Source organism: Promicromonospora sp. NPDC090134 (assembly GCF_044746965.1).
GTDB lineage: Bacteria > Actinomycetota > Actinomycetes > Actinomycetales > Cellulomonadaceae > Promicromonospora.
The window spans coordinates 160,090-177,793 of the sequence record NZ_JBIVCZ010000011.1 but is presented as its reverse complement, the minus strand read 5'-3'; the positions used below and the strand labels follow the sequence as shown (position 1 = coordinate 177,793).

Sequence of the window (17,704 nt, the reverse complement as noted above, 5' to 3'; positions counted from 1 at the left end):
GAGCCGCGCCCCGCGGTCGCGGGACGAACCGGCCGGAGGCGGGACGAAGCGGTGCTCGGCCGTCCGAGGGACCGAGCACCGCGTCACGTCGTCAGCGCTCGTAGGCCGCCGTGGTGCTGCCGCCCACGATCGGGTGGCTGATCCTCGGTTCGATCCGGAACATGTGGCCGAAGCTGTTCTTGCTGAACGTGCGGTTCACGGTGTAGGTGCTGCAGTCGCCGCTACGGAACGAGCGGAAGCGCCAGTCCTTGGCCCACCCCGTGCCGTTGTCCGTGATCATCGGCGAGATCGCCGCCCCGGCGTGCCCGGGGTCATAGGTCGTCGAGAAGCAGATCTTGAAGGTGGTCAGCTTCACCGACCGCCTCGTGTGGTGGGTAAAGGTAGGGATGACCGAGACGGTCACCTTGTAGTCGGTAGCGGTGACGTAGCTCGTGGTGGTCCAGATGGACGTGTGACTGCCCACCTTCTTGACGACGACAGGGGCCGCCGACGCGGGCTGCGCCGCTCCCAGGAACGCCAGCACGGCGAGGGCTGCAGCGAGGAGCACTCGCAGGTGTCGTCGCGTGCTCGGCCGGGCGGTCAGGGTGCTTGCCATGGCGTTTCTCCTTGCGTAGGTAGAGAGATCCAGCGACGCAAGGACAGTCTCAGCGGGTGAAATCTTTCCGCCATTCGGCGGAGCGTGGCGAGCTAGGACAGCTCCGGGACGACCTGTCCGTCGCGCAGCTCCACCACGCGGTCCGCGCGGGCCATGAGCTCCGGGTCGTGGGTGGAGACGACGGCGGCCACGCCACGCTCGTGCACCACCCTGGCCAGCAGGTCCATCACCACGGCCGCCGTGCCCGAGTCGAGCTGCCCGGTGGGCTCGTCCGCGAGCAGCACCTCCGGGTCGGCCACGAGCGCACGGGCGATGCCCACCCGCTGCTGCTGCCCGCCCGAGAGCTCGTAGGGCCGCTGCTTCGCGTGCCCGCTCAGGCCGACCGCGTCCAGCGCCTCCGCCACCCGCCGCGACCGCTCGGCCTGCGGGGTACGCCGCAGGCGCAGCGGGACCTCGACGTTCTCGGCCGCGGACAGCACGGGCACCAGCCCGAACGACTGGAACACGTAGCCGATCCGGTCGCGCCGGGCCGCGAGCACGGCTTTCTCCCCCAGCGCGGTCAGCTCGGCGTCGCCGAGCCACACGCTGCCCGACGTCGGCCGGTCCAGCCCGCCGAGCAGGTTCAGCAGCGTCGTCTTGCCCGAGCCCGACGGGCCACGCACCACGAGCAGCTCGCCCGCCGCGACCTCCAGGGTCGCGTCCGACAGGGCGTGCACCTCGCCGGCGCCGGTGCCGAACACCCGGGTGAGGCCCTGGGCGCGCAGCACGGTGCGGGCCGGGGTCGTGGTGGTCATCGGTCCTCCTCGGTGGGCGCCTCGGGTTCGGACGGCGCGGCGGGCTCGGCAGGCTCCGCGGCCTGGCCGGGCGCCGCCGGCCACACGCCCACGTGGTCCGGCTCCAGCGCGAGCCGCACGCGGTCGCGCAGGTCGAGCGCGTGCACGAAGTCCTGCGGAAGCTGCAGCCGGCCGACCCGGTCGACCACCGCGAAGTCCTCGGCGACGTGCCGCTCGGCGCCGTGCTCGTCGACCTCCGTGCGCCGCAGCGTCTCCGTCGACGTGCGGCCGTCACGGATCTGGACGGTGCGCGCGACGTGCTCGGAAACCGTCGGGTCGTGCGTCACGATCAGCGTGGTCACGCCGGTCTCCCGGTTCACGCCCCGCAGGGCCTCCAGCACCTCGACCGAGGTGGTCTCGTCGAGCTCGCCGGTGGGCTCGTCGGCCAGCAGCACGCGCGGGTTGTTCGCCACGGCCACCGCGATGGCGGTGCGCTGCTGCTCGCCGCCGGACATCTCGCCGGGCCGCCGCCCGGCCACGTGGCCGACCTCCAGCAGGTCGAGCAGGTCCGACACCCGACGCGCGCGCTCTCGCCGCGGGAGCGCGCCGGCCAGCTCCAGCGGGAGCCGCACGTTCTCAGCTGCCGTCAGGTACGGCAGCAGGTTGCGCGACGTCTGCTGCCACACGAAGCCGACCGTGGAGCGCTGGTACCGCACCCGCTCGGCGTGGCCCATCGTCAGCAGGTCGGTGCCCGCCACCACGGCGGACCCGCCGGTCGGCGTGTCCAGGCCGGAGAGGATGGTCAGCAGGGTGGACTTGCCCGACCCGGACGCGCCCACGACGGCGACGATCTCCCCCGGTTCGACCGTCAGCGTGAGGCCCTGCAGCGCCTGCACCTCGACGCCGTCGGTGGCGAAGATCCGCACCAGGTCGGCGCAGCGGATCTCGCCGCCGCCCGCCGGCCCCGCCGAGGCCGGCGCGCCGCCGTCCGTCAGCTCGATGGTCGTGCTCATCGGGTCTCCCTCATGTCAGTCGTTGCTCCCCATCCGGAGCTGGGCCGCCACCTTGCCGCGGCGGCTCAGCGCCGCCGCCACGCCGACCGCGGCCAGCACCACCACCACGAACCCGGCGGCGGCCGCGCCCAGCAGCAGCGGGTCGTACCTCGCGTCGGGCTGGGTGGGACCGCCGGTCAGGGCGGTGACGTCCACGGCGGCCAGCACCAGCTCCGGCACCACCACGCCGAGGACGGCGCCCACCACGAGCGCCACCACCGCCCAGGGTCCGATCTCCCAGCCGACCAGCCCGCGACCGAGCCGGGGCGAGAGGCCGAGCGTCTGCAGCACGGCGAGCAGCCGGGCCCGCGCGGGGGCGGCGAGCATCAGCGTCATCACCACGGCCCCCGCGCACAGCAGCCCCGCGAGGAGCACGGCCAGCACGAACGCGATGGCCAGCCCGCCGGAGACGGGCGCCGCCAGCACGGCGTCGGCCTCCTGGTCCGGGTCCTCCACGACGGACGACGGCAGCAGCCGCGAGATCTCCGCCGTCACGGCGGCGCGGTCTGCGTCGTCGGTCAGGCCCACGAGCGCGAGGCGCGGGTAGCTGACGTCGCCCGTGGCCTCGGCGAGGCGGCCGGCGTCGGCCACCACGAGCGCGCGGCCCGCCGGCAGGCCCGGGAGCTCGTCGACCACGTCGACGACCCGGACGGGCACGTCGCCCTCCTGCGTCGTGAGCGTGATCCCGGTGGTGCCCGGTCCGACGCCCGGGCCCGCCGCGCCGGGGGTGAGGATCACGGGCAGCGCCTCGTCGCCGTCCGCGCCGCCCGACCCGGCCAGGCCGTCCAGCGTCTCGGGGGCCCCGTCGACGTCCTGCTGCGCCACGGCCAGCTCTGCCGCGTCCACCGTCCACACCTCGACCCGGGGCGAGGAACCCGCACCCTGCAGCAGGCCGTCGCCGACGTCACCCACCGGCGACACGGCGGCGACGCCGTCGAACGCGGCGATCTGCTCCGCGACCGGCTCGTCGACGACCGGGCCGGAGACACGCAGGTCCGCACCGGTCGCGCGCCAGGCCTCGCGGACCACGCCCCCGGAGACCGTGGAGTACAGCACCGCCGAGGTCGCCGCGACCGCCACCGCGAGGACGAGCGCGACCGCCGGGACGGGGCCACCGGCCGGGTCGCGCGTGGCGCGGGCGGCCCCGAGGAACGGGACCAGGTCGCGCCGTGGTGCGAGCGCCCGCTCGGCCGCGAGGGCGAGCCAGGGGTAGGCACGGACGGCCAGCAGCGTGAGCGCCAGGGAGACCAGCAGGGGCGCCGCGGCGACGAGCGGGTCGACGCCGGCGCCGGAGCCGGAACCCGCACCGGCCACGACCCCGCGGGAGAGCAGCAGCCAGGTCGCGAGCGCGGCGCCCGCGACGACGAGCACCTCCAGCACCCAGCGCACCCGGCTCCGTGAGCGGGGCGCGAGGTCCGAGCGTGTGGTCCGCAGGCCGGCGGGCGACGTGGCGAGCGCGAGGGCGACCGCCGGCGCGAGGCCCGCGGCCACCGCGAGCAGGACCTGGGCGACGGTGACGGGGGCATCGACGCCGACGGCGGCCGAGAGCACGAGGCCCGCCACGAACCCGGCGGCCGCCGAGCCGAGTCCGACGACGAGTCCCTCGCCGCCCATGAGCAGGCGCACCTGGGTGCCGGACGCGCCACGGGCGCGCAGCAGCGCGAGCGCGGACCGCCGCCGGTCGACGACGAGCCGCGCGCCCAGGGCCAGCACGGCGACGGTGGCGCCGAGCGGCCCGACGGCGAGGACGGCGACGATCGCGTCGACCCCGGTGCGCTGCGCGAGCAGGCTCTCCAGGATCTCGGTGAGCCGGCTGGTGGGCCGGAGCTGGAGCGGCGCGGGGTCGTCGGGGCCGGCCGCGACGAGGAAAGTCTTCGCCGACTGACCGTTCATCTGGGCCAGGAGCACGGGCACGTCGGCGGCGGTCAGGCCGCCGGTGCTCACCGGGTACCAGACACGGGTCTCCGCCACGCCGAGGGTCAGCGGCGTGATCATGGCCGGGTCCACGTAGGCGGTCGCGGTGCCGAGCAGACCGCGGTTCGGGTCGGCGATCACGGAGGCCCTGGCCCCCAGGGCGTGGTGCAGCCAGTAGTCGGCGTCGGGGTCGCCGGTCTCGAAGATCCCGGTCACCACGAGGGACGGGTACCGGCCGGCCAGGGCGATCACGCCCGAGCCGGAAAGGTTGTCGTACCGGCCGCCGAGCTCCCACCCGTACGTCTCGGCGACGGCGCGCGACACGGCGACCTCGAACGCGGGGGCCTGCTCCTTGGGCTGGCTGATGGACTGCTCGTCCCCCAGGAACACGGGCCCCGCGGTCGCGGTGGGCCAGCGGCCCTCGACCAGCTCGGCGTGCTCGGCCAGGTCCGGGGCCGAGCGGAGGAAGACCTTGGCCTCGGCCAGCTCGGAGCTGCGTTCCGGATCGGTGTACGCGGGGTCGGTCGAGGTCACGTGGAAGAGCGGCGCGCCCATCACCGAGCGCAGCGGCTCGGGGCTCTCGGCGCGCACGGCGTCCAGGTTCTCGGCGAACGGCGTCCAGTCCGGCTCGTCCGGCACGCCGCTCCCGACGCTGCCCGGGTCGTAGAAGCCCCCGCTCGGTGCCTGGCCGGGGATCGAGCCCGCCACCGAGATCACGTCCCGGGCCGGGCCCGAGGCCGTCGCGGTCTCGTAGACCACCTGGTCGGCGTGCATGGTCGCGACGGCGCGCGGCGCGGTCGACAGCACCCCGGCGGCGAGGAACGCGACCACGCCCAGCGCGGCCGTCGCACCCCACGAGGTGCGCAGCTGTCGCCGCGCGAGCAGGCCCAGTCCGGACAGCGCCCCCATCAGCGGACCTCCTCGCGGTAGGTGGTGTCGCGGGCCTGCGCGGTGACGCGCCCGCCCACCCCGATCGCGACCAGGACGAGCCCCGCCACGGCGGCGGCGAGCACCAGGCCGGTGCCCCCGGTCGCCAGGAGGAACTGCGCGGGCGGTGCCGCGTCGATCCCGGTCAGGGTCGCGGCGGCGAGGCCGCCCACGGCGAGCCGGGCCACGGCCCACCCGGCGACCGCGCCGACGGCGAGCGCCACGATCCCGACGGTGACGAGCTCCGCGGCCCGCGCCCGGCCCTGTGCCGCCGGGCCGAGCCCCACGGCGCGCAGGACGATGACCTCGCCGCGCCGCCCCCGGAGGGTGGCCACGGCGACGGCGAGCACGCCCGCCAGCGCGAGCACGGTCGCCCCGGCCGCGGCGAGCCAGAACGAGACCCGCACCGGCACGGCCGTGTCGGTGGAGCCGTAGCCCGGCGTCGTCACGGTGGGCCGTTCCCGGCTGCTGCGGCCGGCGGCCTCCGCGGCGTCCGTCGCCTGCTGGGCGAGACCTGCCACGGCACCCGCCGGCGCGGCCGCGCCACGCGGCCCGGCCGCGAGCCAGACCTCGTTCGTGAGCGCGGGATCGTTCACGTCGCGCACGAGCACGGCGGCGAGCGCCGTGCGGTCCACGAGGACGGCGTACGGTTCGAGCGCCCCGGGCACGGTGCCGGACGACGCCACGACCTCGACGGGCAGACGCGTCGCGCCGAGGGTGAGCTCGAAGGTGTCTCCGGTGGTGACGCCGAGCGCGTCGACCAGCGAGGACGAGGCCAGCAGCGGGACGGGGCCGGCGGCCGGGGTGGTCAGGAGACGCAGCCGGTTCGCGCCCGAGACGCCGTCGCCGAGGGGCATGCTGAACGCGGCCTCCCCCTCGGTCAGCTCCAGGCCCGTCGGGCCGTCGAAGGTCTCGGACGGCGTCCACACCGGCTGGTCGACGCGCAGCCCGCCCGCCGTGATGCCGTCGACGGCCAGCGTCACCTCGGCGATCGACCACCCCGGCCGGGTGTCCACGTCGAGTGCCGCGATCCGCCACGTCTGGCCCGACGGCGGCGCGGGGACCTCGCCCCACAGCTCCTGCGCGACCTCGTGCTCGCCGAGAGTGCCCTCGCCGCCGTCGCCCTCCGTGAGCTGCCCGAGGTCGACGGTGGCCAGGGTCCCGTCGGGGGCGGCGAGCACGATCGACAGATCGAGCTGGTGCCGCGGCGCCCAGTCCGCCAGGTCCGTCTCGACCGTCTCGTGGATCCGGCCGCGCACGGTGACGCCGATGTCGCGGGCGTCGCCGGCCAGGGTGGGGGCGTCTGCGAAGGCGTCGTTCGCGAGGTCGTCGGCCAGCGCCGAGGTGTCGAGCACCTCCTCCGGCGCGCGCACCACCTTCGGCACGGCGGCGGCCGGCAGCGCCAGCATCGCGACCGGCAGGCCGTCGGAGTAGGCCGTCCCGGACAGCACGGGCGCCGCGGCGCGGGCGGTGCTGCCCGGACCCGTCGCGCCCGGCAGGAACGGTGCCGGGTCCAGGCGCCCGCTCTCGGGTGCCTGGACGCGCACGTCGGCGCCGTTGGCGAGCACGTCGACGTCGGCGCGCAGGCGCTCCGCGGTGCCCGTGTAGCCGCCGGCGAGGGTCGCGGCCCCGCCCGCGAGCACGAGCAGGACCACGGGCACCACGTAGACGACGATCCGGCGGGCGACCTGCCGCGCGGCCAGCGGCCCGACGACGCCGCGCGACCGCCCGGCCAGTCCCGCCCACAGCCGCGTGGCCGGGCCGAGCACCGCCATCGCCGCCACGGCGAGCGCCGCCAGCGCCAGCGCGGGTGCGGCGGCCGCGGCCGGGTCCGTGCGCAGGCCTCCTGGTGTGGACACGAGCGGCGACCCGTAACGCAGCAGCTGGGTCACGCTGACCGCGGCGGCGGCCACCGTCAGCACCACGGTGCCGAGCGCCGCGACCTGCCGCACGCGCCCCGAGCGGTCGGTCACCTGGCGCCGCACCGCTGCCTGCACCTGCAGCGTCGCCACCAGCACGAGCGTCGCGGTCGCGGCCACCGCGACCGCGAGGGCCACGGCCAGCGGCGTCCCGACGGAGACTGCCGCGCCGGCCTCGGAACCCACGACCGCGCGCAGGGCGCCCCACGCGGCGGCACCGCCCGCCGCGGCCGCGGTCAGCGCGAGCAGCGCGCCCTCCACGGCGGCCGCGGCCGTCACGGTGCCGGGCGCGGCACCGCGGGAGACCAGGAGGGCGACCTCGCCCTCCCGGGTGGCCGCCAGCAGCCGGGCCACCTGGACCAGCGCCACGAGGCCGACGAGCGCCAGCAGGCACAGCGGGACGAGCGCGACGGCGTCCGCGGCGCGCAGCGCGGCCCCCAGGTCGGCCGCGATCACGTCGAGCGTCCCGGTGACGGTCAGCCCGCGGGGCGCGACGTCGGTGTCCTCGCCGAGGATGCGGTCGACCTCGGGCGTCAGCGCCGCCAGGGCGGGCAGGTCCTCGGGGGTGAGCGCCGCGCCGTCGGGCACCACGGTCCAGCGTGCGAACGGGTCGGTGTCTAGCCCGGCGACGACCTGTTCGCTCACCACGACGGGACCGGGGTACGCGCCGTCCGACCCGGTGAGCACGCTCGGGTCGCCGAGCCAGCCCGCGTCGTCGGGGTCGGTGACCCGCCAGGTCGCGGCGATCGTGACCGCCGTACCGGTGTCGGCGCGGTCCTCGGGGTCGACGCCGAGCCGGACCCGGTCGCCGACCGCCAGCCCGGCGGCCTCGGCGGCGTCGGCCTGGACCGCCGCCTCGTCCGTGGCGGCCGGCCAGGCGCCGTCGACCAGGGTGACGCCGCTCGCGCCCGCGCCCGACAGGGCCTCCTGCCGCGAGGGCGCGGGCAGCAGCGCGACCGACCAGCGGCCGAGGTCCTGCCCGTCGGCGTCCGTCGTGTACTGCGCCTCGGTCCGCACGTCGTAGGTGACCCGGTGCGGCACGCCGTCGAGCAGGTCCGCGAGCACCTCCTGCACGCGCGCGTCCTGGGCGTCGGCCGCGGCGCCGTCCGCGAGCCGGGTGGCGAGCTGCACCGCCCGCCCCGAGGGCTCGGCCGCGGCCAGCCCGTCGCGCGCTCCCGCCGTCGCCGCGGCCTGCGTCCAGCCGATCGTCACGCCCAGGGCGCCGGTCAGCACGGCCACCAGCAGCCAGACGAGCGCGAGCAGCCCACGGTGCGCCGTGGACCGGCGGGCAAGGAGGGTGGCTCGACTCACGGGGCCAAGGTAGCCCGGCCCTGTGACACGCACGACCAAACGAGGGACGCCCCGGGCAACGATCCGGTCACGCCGCTCAGCTCGCGCGCTCGCCCTCGAGCTCCCCGCCCGCGGCGCGCCAGCCCACGAGGCCGCGCGCCAGGCTCACCGCCTCGAACCCCAGCTCGGCCAGCAGGTTGGCCGCGCCCCGGGAGAGCAGGCCACCCGTGCAGAAGGCGATCAGCACCCGGTCGTCGGGCAGCTCCTCGGCCCGCGCCGCCAGGTCGGTCAGCGGCAGGTGGACCGACCCCGGGACGTGGTGGTCGCGCCACTCGCGCTCCCGGCGCACGTCGACCACGAGGGCACCCTCGCCGACGAGCCGCATCGCCTCGGTGGCGCTCACCTCCGGCGGCCGCCGGAGGTAGTGGCGGACGCTCATCGCCGGGCCTCCCGCCGCACGTTGACCAGGGTGAAGACGCCGCCGAGCACCGGGACGAGCGCCAGCAGCCGGGTGCGCGGCAGGAGGCCCTGGCCGAGCAGCGCCGTGACCGCCACCGCGAGGTAGAGCGCGCCGTGCGCGGGGCCGAGCGCCGACGCGACGCCCTCGACGTGCACCGTGGCGAGGTTGCCGAGCAGGAGCGCCACGCTGACGAGCTCCAGGACCGAGAGCACCTCGAGCGCGCGCAGCAGCGGCCTCATACCGACCCCGGCCGCACGACCATGAGCACGACGACCGCGGCCCACAGCAGGTTGAAGACGCCGGTCAGCAGGGTGAGGGCGCGCAGCCGGCCGGCGTCGCCCGGCGCGTCGAGCGCCGCGCGCTGGCCCGGCGCGATCCGCAGCGCGAGCAGACCGCCCGCGACGGCGGTGAGCACCATCGCCACGACCACCCAGATCTCGCCCAGGCGCCCCTGGACGGCCGCGAGCACGAGGCCGAACACGGGCACGACGAGGGCCAGCAGGCCGTAGACCCGGGTCACGCCGTGCAGCATCCGGGCCACGGAGGCGCTGCGCCCGGACCGGGCGGACGGGTCCGCAGCAGGGGCCGAGACCGGCACGAAACGCGGGAACAGGCTGGTGGTCACCGCCACCGGGCCGACGAACAGGATGCCCGCGAGCACGTGCGCGGACAGCAGCAGGTTTTCCATACCTTCAGCCTAACTGAAGGATGGCGATGCTTCAGACCACCTGAAGGTTGGTTCGACCCGCGTCACCGGCTCCGTGCCATGTGCTCCTCGATCTGCCGCCGCAGCGCCTCGGTGAGCACGGGGTGCTCCTCGGCGAACCGGGCGTCGAGCACGGCGACCCGCTCCGCCGCCTGGCCGAGCAGCCGCTCTCCGGCCGCGGTGACCCGGAGCCGCGACGCGGCGCCCGCGCGCGCCGTGGTGTCCTCGACCAGGCCGTCCGCCGCGAACGCGGCCACGGCGGAGTGGGCGCTCTGCACGGTGATGCGCGAGCGGCGGGCCAGCTCGCTGAACGAGACCCCCGGCGTGGCACGGATGTGGCCCAGCAGGCCGTACTTGCGGGTCGTCAGGCCGAGCGGCTTGAGCGCGTCCGCGAACGCGGCGTCCCAGACCCGGCCGATCGTCAGGAGGGCGACCGTCGGGCTGAACGGCGGTTTCTCGGGCATGGCAGCAGGCTATCCGGGGCAGCCGCCCACGGCGTCCGGCAGCCCGGGCCCGCGCGCCCCGGCACGCCCGCCGGGCATGACGCAGGCCCCCTCGCCGTGGTGGGCCGGACGGCTCCACCAGGCCAGGGGGCCTCGTGACATCGGACGGCGGCCGGGCCGCCGTCGTACGTGCTAGCGCTGGTTCGCGGGGACGTACGGGCGCTCGGTGGCGCCGGTGTAGACCTGGCGCGGCCGCCCGATCTTGGTCTGCGGGTCCTTGATCATCTCGCGCCACTGGGCGATCCAGCCGGGCATGCGGCCCAGCGCGAACAGCGGCGTGAACATGGCCGGCTCGAAGCCCATGGCCTTGTAGATGAGGCCGGTGTAGAAGTCGACGTTCGGGTAGAGCTTGCGCTCCACGAAGTAGTCGTCCGAGAGTGCGATCTCCTCCAGGCCGCGCGCGATGTCGAGCAGCTCGTCCTTGGCGCCGAGCTTGTCGAGCACCTCGTCCGCGGACTTCTTCACGATCGCGGCGCGCGGGTCGTAGGACTTGTACACGCGGTGGCCGAAGCCCATCAGGCGCACGCCGTCCTGCTTGTTCTTGACCTTCTCCATGAAGGTCTCGACGGTCTCGCCGCCCGAGCGGATCTTCTCGAGCATGGTCAGCACGGCCTCGTTGGCCCCGCCGTGCGCCGGGCCCGAGAGCGCGTTCACGCCCGCGGCCACCGAGGCGTACAGCGTCGCGTTGGACGAGCCGACCACGCGCACCGTGGACGTGGAGCAGTTCTGCTCGTGGTCCGCGTGCAGCACGAGCAGCTTCTCCAGCGCGTCCACGATCACCGGGTCGGCCTCGTAGGCCTCGTACGGCGTCGCGAACGTCATGCGCAGGAAGTCCTCGACGTAGCCGCGCGAGTAGTCCGGGTACAGCAGGGGCTCGCCCACCCGGCGCCGGTGCAGGTAGGACGTGATGGTGCGCGTCTTGGCGAGCAGCAGCACGGTGGCCAGGTCGACCTGCTCGTCGTCCGCCGGGTCGAGCGACTCCGGGTAGAACGTGGACAGCGCGTTCACCGCGGAGGCGAGCACCGCCATCGGGTGCGCGTTGCGCGGGAACGTTCCCATGAACGTGCGGAAGTCCTCGTGCACCAGGGTGTGCCGGTTGACGCGCTCGGTGAACGCGTCCAGCTCCGCGGGGCTCGGCAGCTCGCCGTAGATGAGCAGGTAGGCCACCTCGAGGAAGCCGGAGGCCTCGGCGAGCTGGTCGATGGGGTAGCCGCGGTAGCGCAGGATGCCGGCGTCGCCGTCGATGTAGGTGATCGCGGACTCGCACGACGCCGTGTTCATGAAACCGGGGTCGACCGTGACCAGACCCGTGTCCTTGAGCAGCGACGACACGACGATGCCGTCGTTGCCCTCGCTGGCGGCGACGACAGGCAGGGTGTGAGTGGTTCCGTCGACGGCGAGCTCGACGCGGCTCGAGCCGTCCAGCGGTGTGGAGGTCATGTCTTCCTTCCTGAGTGGCGCACGAGGGACGCTGCTGTGAAAGAAAGGTGTCGGGACAGCGTCGACCTGGGGCACGACAGTATCGCGCCCTGCTTTAGTTTTTCCAATCCATCGGTCAAGGCTGCGTGATGCGTGTCACAGCATCGGCAATCTGCGCGTCAGTCGAGGTCAGCGCCACCCGCGTGTGCGTACCGTCGCCGTACAGGTGCCCCGGCGCGGTCAGGATGCCCCGGGCCGCGAACCACTCGGCGACCGCCAGGCCGGGTCGGCCGTCCGGCGCCGCCACCCAGAGGTACAGCCCGGCCTCCGACCCGTCGATGACGAACCCGGCGTCGACGACCGCGGCGGCCAGCGCCCGGCGCCGCGCGCCGTAGGCCTCGCGCTGGGCGACGACGTGCGCGTCGTCCGCCAGGGCCGCCGTCATGGCGGCCTGCACCGGCGCGGGCACGATGAGGCCCAGGTGCTTGCGGGTCTGCGTGAGGTCGGCGACCAGGGCGCCGTCGCCCGCGAGGAAGGCGGCGCGGTAGCCCGCGATGCTGGACTGCTTGGAGAGGGAGTACGCGGCGAGCAGGCCCTCGTGCGACCCGCCGCACACGCGCGGGTCGAGGATCGAGGGGACGCCGCCCGTGCCCGTCGCGGCGTCGTAGGGGGAATCCCACACCAGCTCGGCGTAGCACTCGTCGGAGACGACGACGGCACCGATGGCGCGCGCGGCCTCGACCACGGCGCGCAGCGCCTCGACGCCCAGCACCCGTCCCGTCGGGTTGCCGGGGCTGTTGACCCAGACCATCTTCACGTCGTCGCGGCCGGCCCAGTCGGCGACGTCGTCCGTCGCGAGCGGCGTGGCACCGGCCGCGCGGATGCCCGCGAGGTAGGTGGGGTAGGCCACGGCGGGGTGTACCACCACGTCGCCGGGGCCCAGGTGCAGCAGGGAGGGCAGCAGGCCCACGAGCTCCTTGGAACCGACGGTCGGCACCACCGCCGCCGGGTCGAGGCCCGGCACCCCGCGGCGCCGCGCGAACCAGTCGGCGACGGCCTGGCGCAGCGCGGGCGTGCCCGCGGTCATCGGGTAGCCCGGCGCGTTCGACGCGGCCTCGAGCGCCCGCCGCACGACCTCCGGCGTCGGGTCCACGGGCGTGCCCATGGACAGATCGATCAGACCGGCCGGGTGGGCCTTCGCCGTCGCCGTGATCCCGTCGATCGAGTCCCAGGCGAAGGGGAGGTCCGAGAGGTCGTGCAGACCCACGTCAGGCCTGGGGCGGAAGGGCCGCGATCATCGGGTCGTCCTTCTCGATGACGCCCATCTTCGCGGCGCCACCGGGCGAGCCCAGGTCGTCGAAGAACTCGACGTTCGCGCGGTAGTAGTCCTTCCACTCGTCGGGGACGTCGTCCTCGTAGTAGATGGCCTCGACCGGGCACACCGGCTCGCAGGCGCCGCAGTCGACGCACTCGTCCGGGTGGATGTAGAGGGAGCGGCTGCCCTCGTAGATGCAGTCCACGGGACACTCCTCGATGCACGCCCGGTCCTTGACGTCGACGCACGGCTGAGCGATCACGTAGGTCACTTGGAGGGTGTCCTTCCACTTCCGGACTGAGGATCATGCACGATGCCGACCGCGGTACGACCCGGCGGGGCGATCCTAGTATCTCTCGGGACGCCCCCTGATCCCCACCGGTCTCACGCAGCGGAAGGAGAACCGACGTGACATTCGCTACACCGGCCGCGCCAGGAGGGTGGCGGGGCCTGCGCCCCGGCACCCGGGTGGTGGTCCGGCGCCGCCTGGCGCCCGGCGGCCCCGTCGTGTCGGACGGCGGCACGGAGCACCGCTGGACGGACCTGATCGGGTTCGTCGTCGAGGTGTCCGACGCCGGCCTGCGGCTGCGCACCGACCCGGTCCCGGGCCGCGGCGAGCCGCAGGAGGTCGACGTGGCGGCCGCCGACATCGAGGCCGCCAAGCCGATCCCCCCGCGACCCGTCAGGCGTTCCGGTCCACCCAGATGACGCCGGTCGGGCACATGCTCACGGCCTCCTGCACCGCAAAGTCGTGCTCGGCCGACGGCCGTTCGTCGAGCAGCACGACGATGCCCTCCTCGTCCTGGTCGAACACGTCGGGTGCGAGCAGGACGCACTGGCCGGCGCCGCAGCAGGCGTCGCGGTCCACGTTGATCTTCATGGGGGTCACTCTCCCCACTCGACGGGCAGTTCGTCGAATCCGGCCACGAGCAGGCCCTCCTTGCGCGGCACCGTGTCGACGGGTACCGCCAGCCGAAGGCTCGGCACCTTGCGCACCAGCGCGGCGAGCACGATCTGCAGCTCGGTGCGCGCCAGCGACTGGCCGAGGCACGAGTAGGAGCCCGCGCCGAACGAGAGGTGGGGGTTCGGACGGCGCCCCAGGTCCATCTCGGCCGCGCCCTCGAACGTGCCCTCGTCCCGGTTCGCCGCCGCGAGGCTGCACACCACTGTCGTGCCCGCAGGGACGGTCTCGCCCGCGATCTCGATCTCCTCGTCCACCCAGCGCACCATGCCGAAGCCCGCGTTCGGGTCGAACCGCAGCGACTCCTCGACCGCGCTGCGCACCAGCGACGGGTCGGCGACGAGCTGCTCCCACCGGGACCGGTCGCCCAGGAACAGCGCCATCATCTTGGCGATGTGGCTGGCGGTGGTCTCGTGGCCGGCCACGAGCAGCGCCATGCTGGTGCCGATCACGGTCTGCGCCGTGAGCCGCGGGTCGTTCCGGTCCACGAGCGCGATGAGCTCGGAGATCAGGTCCTGGCCCGGTTCGGCCCGCTTGGCCTCGACCAGGGCGGCCATGTACGCGCCGAACTCCTGGCGCGCCGCCGAGATCTCCTCCTGCGTGTACCGCGTGGTGCTCAGCGCCGTGTCCGACCAGTACGGGAACCGCTCCCGCTCGTCCTCCGGCACGCCCAGCAGCTCGCAGATCGCCCAGACCGGCAGCGGGAACGCGACGGCCGGTACCAGGTCCGCGCTCGTGCCGGCGGCCAGCATGTCGTCGATGAGCTGCTCGGCCTTCGCCTCGATGCCAGGAGCCATCGCCTGCACCCGCTTGGCGGTGAACGTCGCGTTGACGAGCCGGCGCCAGGCCTGGTGCTGCTCCTCGTTCGCCATGACGCCGGTCGGGTCGTTGCTGAACGTGCCGCCGTCGTCCTGGGAGCCCACGCCCGCGCCGCTCGCCGGGATGACGCGTCCGAACCGGCCGTCGGTGAGCATGGCGCGGACGTCGTCGTACCGGGTCAGCAGGGTGGCCTCGCCGCCGCTGGCGAGGCGCACCCTGGCCACGGGGCACTGCTGGCGCAGCTCGGCCCACTCCGGTGGCGGCTCGATCGCACGATCCGACGGGATGGGGTAATCGAGCAGGTCAGACATCTTGTCCTCCGGTTGGCTGAGGGGGTTTCGTCCTCCCCATCCAATACCGGTCCGGGTGATTCGGACAAGGGTGTCCGGTTCTCAGGCGTTGGCGACCAGGCCCAGCTCCGCCACGCTCGCCAGGTGCTGGTGGCGCGGCACGATCCGGACGGTGTAGCCGAACGGCCCGGAGGTGTCCAGGCCCACCTCGCCGCCGAACGCGTGCCGCCCTGTCTCGTAGGACTCCACCAGCGCGAGCGACTCGGCGGTGAACTCGTCGATGACGTCGGCCTCGGTGACCCGACCGTGCACCACCTGCACGTCCACGTCGTCCGGCGACAGCGGCCCGAGCGAGACGTAGGCGCGCACCGTCAGCCGGTCCCCGACCTGCACCGCCTCGCCGATGCCCGCCGACTCGACGTGGTCCACCCGCACCTGCGGCCACGAGCCGCGCACGTGGGCCTTCCAGCCCGCGAGGTCCTTCGCCGCGGCGAACCCGTCGGCGGCGAGCACCCGCCCGGCCTGCGCCGCGGGCGCGTACAGCCCGTGCACGTACTCGGAGACCATCCGCGTGGCCTGCACCTTGGGGCCGAGCGTGGCCAGCGTGTGCCGCACCAGCTCCAGCCAGCGGCTCGGCACGCCGTCGGCGGACCGGCCGTAGAAGGCGGGCGCCACCTGGGACTCCACCAGGTCGTAGAGCGCGGCGGCCTCCAGGTCGTCGCGGCGGTCGGCATCCTCGACGCCGTCGGCCGTGGGGATGCCCCATCCGTTCTCGCCGTCGTACCACTCGGCCCACCAGCCGTCCTCGATGGACAGGTTCAGGCCGCCGTTGAGCGCGCTCTTCATCCCGGAGGTGCCGGACGCCTCCAGGGGCCGCAGCGGGTTGTTCAGCCAGACGTCGCAGCCCGGGTACAGCGACTGCGCCATGCCGATGTCGTAGTTCGGCAGGAACACGATGCGGTGCCGCACCTCGGGGTCGTCGGCGAACCGGACGAGCTGCTGGATGAGCCGCTTTCCGGAGTCGTCCGCGGGGTGCGACTTGCCGGCCACGATGAGCTGCACGGGCCGCTCGGGGTGCAGCAGGAGCGCCTTGAGCCGCTCCTGGTCGCGCAGCATGAGGGTGAGCCGCTTGTAGGTGGGCACGCGCCGTGCGAAGCCGATGGTGAGCACGTCGGGCGACAGCACGTCGTCCACCCAGCCGAGCTCCGCCGGGGACGCCCCGCGCTCGCGCCAGGACTTGCGTACCCGGCGCTGGGCCTCGGCCACCAGCTCGCCGCGCATCTCGCCGCGCAGGGCCCACAGCTCGGCGTCCGACACCTTGCTCGGGTCCAGCCAGCCGGCCGACGCCTCGGGCGCCGTGATCTCGTCCAGGCCCATGCGCTCCGCCTCCACGGCGGCCAGCCGCGGCGCCACCCAGGTGGGCGAGTGCACGCCGTTGGTGACCGACGTGATCGGCACCTCGCGCGAGTCGAACCCGGGCCACAGGCCCTCGAACATCTCGCGGGAGACCTGACCGTGCAGCAGCGAGACGCCGTTCGCCCGGCCGCCGAGCCGCAGGCCCATCACCGCCATGTTGAACACGGTGGGGTCGCCGCCGTCGTAGTCCTCGGCGCCGAGCGCGAGCACGGTCTCGACCGGCACTCCGGCCATCGTGTTGTCGCCGCCGAAGTAGGCGCTGACCAGCTCCTTGGGGAACCGGTCGATCCCCGCCGGGACCGGCGTGTGCGTGGTGAAGACCGTGGCCGCGCGGACTGCCTCGTGGGCCTCGCCGACGCTGAGGCCGGACCCGACGAGCTCGCGGATCCGCTCCACGCCGAGGAAGCCCGCGTGGCCCTCGTTGGTGTGGTAGACCTCGGGCTCCGGCGCGCCGGTGAGGCGCGACCAGGCGCGCAGCGCGCGCACGCCGCCCACGCCGAGCAGCAGCTCCTGCTGCAGGCGGTGCTCTCCCCCGCCGCCGTACAGGCGGTCGGTCACCTTGCGGGCCGCGTCGTCGTTCTCCGGCACGTTCGAGTCGAGCAGCAGCAGCGGGACGCGGCCGACGGCGGCGACCCACACGTGCGCGTGCAGGGAGCGCCCGCCGGGCAGGGCGAGCGAGATGACGGCGGGCGTGCCGTCCTCCTCGCGCAGGACCGCCAGCGGCAGGCCGTCCGGGTCGAGCAGTGGGTAGGTCTCCACCTGCCAGGCGTCCCGCGTCAGGGACTGCCGGAAGTAGCCGGCGCCGTACAGCAGGCCCACGCCCACGATGGGCACACCCATGTCGGACGCGCTCTTGAGGTGGTCTCCCGCCAGGATGCCGAGGCCGCCCGAGTACTGCGGCAGCACCGAGGTGATGCCGAACTCCGGCGAGAAGTAGGCGATCGCCTGCGGCAGCTCGCCGCCCGACGTCGTGGTCTGGCCCTGGTACCACTGCGGGTCCCGCAGGTAGCGGTGCAGGTCGTCGGACGCCGCCCGCACCCGGCCCGTGAACCCCTCGTCGGCCGCGAGCGCCGCGAGGCGGTCGGAGCCGAGCGCCGCGAGCAGGGCGACGGGGTCGCCTCTGACGTCGGACCAGAGGTCGGGGTCGATGCTCGCGAACAGCTCGCGCGTCGGCGCGTGCCAGGACCAGCGAAGGTTCTGGGCCAGCTCGTCGAGCGCCGCGAGCTGCTCGGGGAGGACCGTGCGGACGGTGAATCTGCGGATCGCTCTCACCGGCAGAACACTACGCACATGTGGAGGCGAGCACACCTGTTGCCCGGGGCTTCACCGGCCCGTCCGACGACGT

General features: G+C 74.6%; 16 protein-coding genes. 1 reads left to right on the top strand and 15 read right to left on the bottom strand.

Features of this window, described 5'->3' with window-relative positions; translation table 11 throughout:
- Positions 1-91 precede the first annotated feature (91 nt).
- The 12 genes from ACIPN7_RS25400 to fdxA all read right to left on the bottom strand — a co-directional run bounded on the left by ACIPN7_RS25400 (position 92) and on the right by fdxA (position 13,144).
- Entirely contained in the window at positions 92-595 is a 504-nt protein-coding gene (locus ACIPN7_RS25400; RefSeq protein WP_400549123.1) for a hypothetical protein, read from the bottom strand.
- A 92-nt stretch (positions 596-687) separates the two neighbouring features.
- On the bottom strand, positions 688-1,389 hold the full coding sequence (locus tag ACIPN7_RS25395) for an ABC transporter ATP-binding protein (RefSeq protein ID WP_400549121.1): 702 nt from the start codon (positions 1,387-1,389) through the stop codon (positions 688-690).
- Complete coding sequence (locus ACIPN7_RS25390) at positions 1,386-2,381, bottom strand: ABC transporter ATP-binding protein (protein WP_400549118.1); 996 nt, start codon at positions 2,379-2,381, stop codon at positions 1,386-1,388. The genes ACIPN7_RS25395 and ACIPN7_RS25390 overlap by 4 nt, the downstream gene beginning before the upstream one ends.
- A gap of 15 nt (positions 2,382-2,396) precedes the next feature.
- A complete protein-coding gene (locus ACIPN7_RS25385) occupies positions 2,397-5,243 on the bottom strand; it encodes an FtsX-like permease family protein (RefSeq protein WP_400549116.1) in 2,847 nt (948 codons plus the stop codon).
- The gene (locus tag ACIPN7_RS25380; RefSeq protein WP_400549114.1) at positions 5,243-8,491 is read right to left on the bottom strand and encodes a hypothetical protein; all 3,249 of its coding nucleotides are present in this window, start codon (positions 8,489-8,491) and stop codon (positions 5,243-5,245) included. The genes ACIPN7_RS25385 and ACIPN7_RS25380 overlap by 1 nt, the downstream gene beginning before the upstream one ends.
- A gap of 76 nt (positions 8,492-8,567) precedes the next feature.
- Entirely contained in the window at positions 8,568-8,909 is a 342-nt protein-coding gene (locus ACIPN7_RS25375; protein WP_400549111.1) for a rhodanese-like domain-containing protein, read from the bottom strand.
- Complete coding sequence (locus ACIPN7_RS25370; protein WP_400549109.1) at positions 8,906-9,169, bottom strand: hypothetical protein; 264 nt, start codon at positions 9,167-9,169, stop codon at positions 8,906-8,908. The genes ACIPN7_RS25375 and ACIPN7_RS25370 overlap by 4 nt, the downstream gene beginning before the upstream one ends.
- Positions 9,166-9,618 (bottom strand): hypothetical protein, encoded by a 453-nt coding sequence (locus ACIPN7_RS25365; protein WP_400549106.1) that lies wholly within the window; start codon positions 9,616-9,618, stop codon positions 9,166-9,168. Before ACIPN7_RS25365 ends, ACIPN7_RS25370 begins: the two co-directional genes overlap by 4 nt.
- 62 nt (positions 9,619-9,680) lie before the next feature.
- On the bottom strand, positions 9,681-10,100 hold the full coding sequence (locus ACIPN7_RS25360) for a MarR family winged helix-turn-helix transcriptional regulator (RefSeq protein WP_400549103.1): 420 nt from the start codon (positions 10,098-10,100) through the stop codon (positions 9,681-9,683).
- A 171-nt stretch (positions 10,101-10,271) separates the two neighbouring features.
- Positions 10,272-11,579 carry a citrate synthase gene (locus ACIPN7_RS25355; RefSeq protein ID WP_400549100.1) on the bottom strand — a complete coding sequence of 436 codons (1,308 nt, stop codon included), beginning with the start codon at positions 11,577-11,579 and terminating at the stop codon, positions 10,272-10,274.
- 115 nt (positions 11,580-11,694) lie between these two features.
- Positions 11,695-12,825, bottom strand: a complete 1,131-nt coding sequence (gene dapC / locus ACIPN7_RS25350; RefSeq protein WP_400549098.1) for a succinyldiaminopimelate transaminase — start codon at positions 12,823-12,825, stop codon at positions 11,695-11,697.
- A 1-nt stretch (position 12,826) separates the two neighbouring features.
- Positions 12,827-13,144: a ferredoxin gene (fdxA, locus tag ACIPN7_RS25345; RefSeq protein ID WP_020017584.1), complete on the bottom strand. Its 318-nt coding sequence runs from the start codon at positions 13,142-13,144 to the stop codon at positions 12,827-12,829.
- 137 nt (positions 13,145-13,281) lie between these two features.
- Here fdxA and ACIPN7_RS25340 point away from each other — a divergent pair, with 137 nt between their 5' ends.
- Entirely contained in the window at positions 13,282-13,581 is a 300-nt protein-coding gene (locus ACIPN7_RS25340; RefSeq protein ID WP_400549094.1) for a DUF6725 family protein, read from the top strand.
- Here ACIPN7_RS25340 and ACIPN7_RS25335 read toward each other — a convergent pair.
- From ACIPN7_RS25335 to glgP, 3 genes are all read right to left on the bottom strand, one after another.
- A complete protein-coding gene (locus tag ACIPN7_RS25335; protein WP_285108398.1) occupies positions 13,556-13,753 on the bottom strand; it encodes a ferredoxin in 198 nt (65 codons plus the stop codon). The genes ACIPN7_RS25340 and ACIPN7_RS25335 overlap by 26 nt on opposite strands.
- Positions 13,754-13,758: 5 nt before the next feature.
- Positions 13,759-14,964, bottom strand: a complete 1,206-nt coding sequence (locus tag ACIPN7_RS25330; protein ID WP_400549090.1) for a cytochrome P450 — start codon at positions 14,962-14,964, stop codon at positions 13,759-13,761.
- Positions 14,965-15,045: 81 nt separating this feature from the next.
- Positions 15,046-17,631, bottom strand: a complete 2,586-nt coding sequence (gene glgP, locus ACIPN7_RS25325) for an alpha-glucan family phosphorylase (protein ID WP_400549087.1) — start codon at positions 17,629-17,631, stop codon at positions 15,046-15,048.
- Between the last annotated feature and the right edge of the window lie 73 nt (positions 17,632-17,704).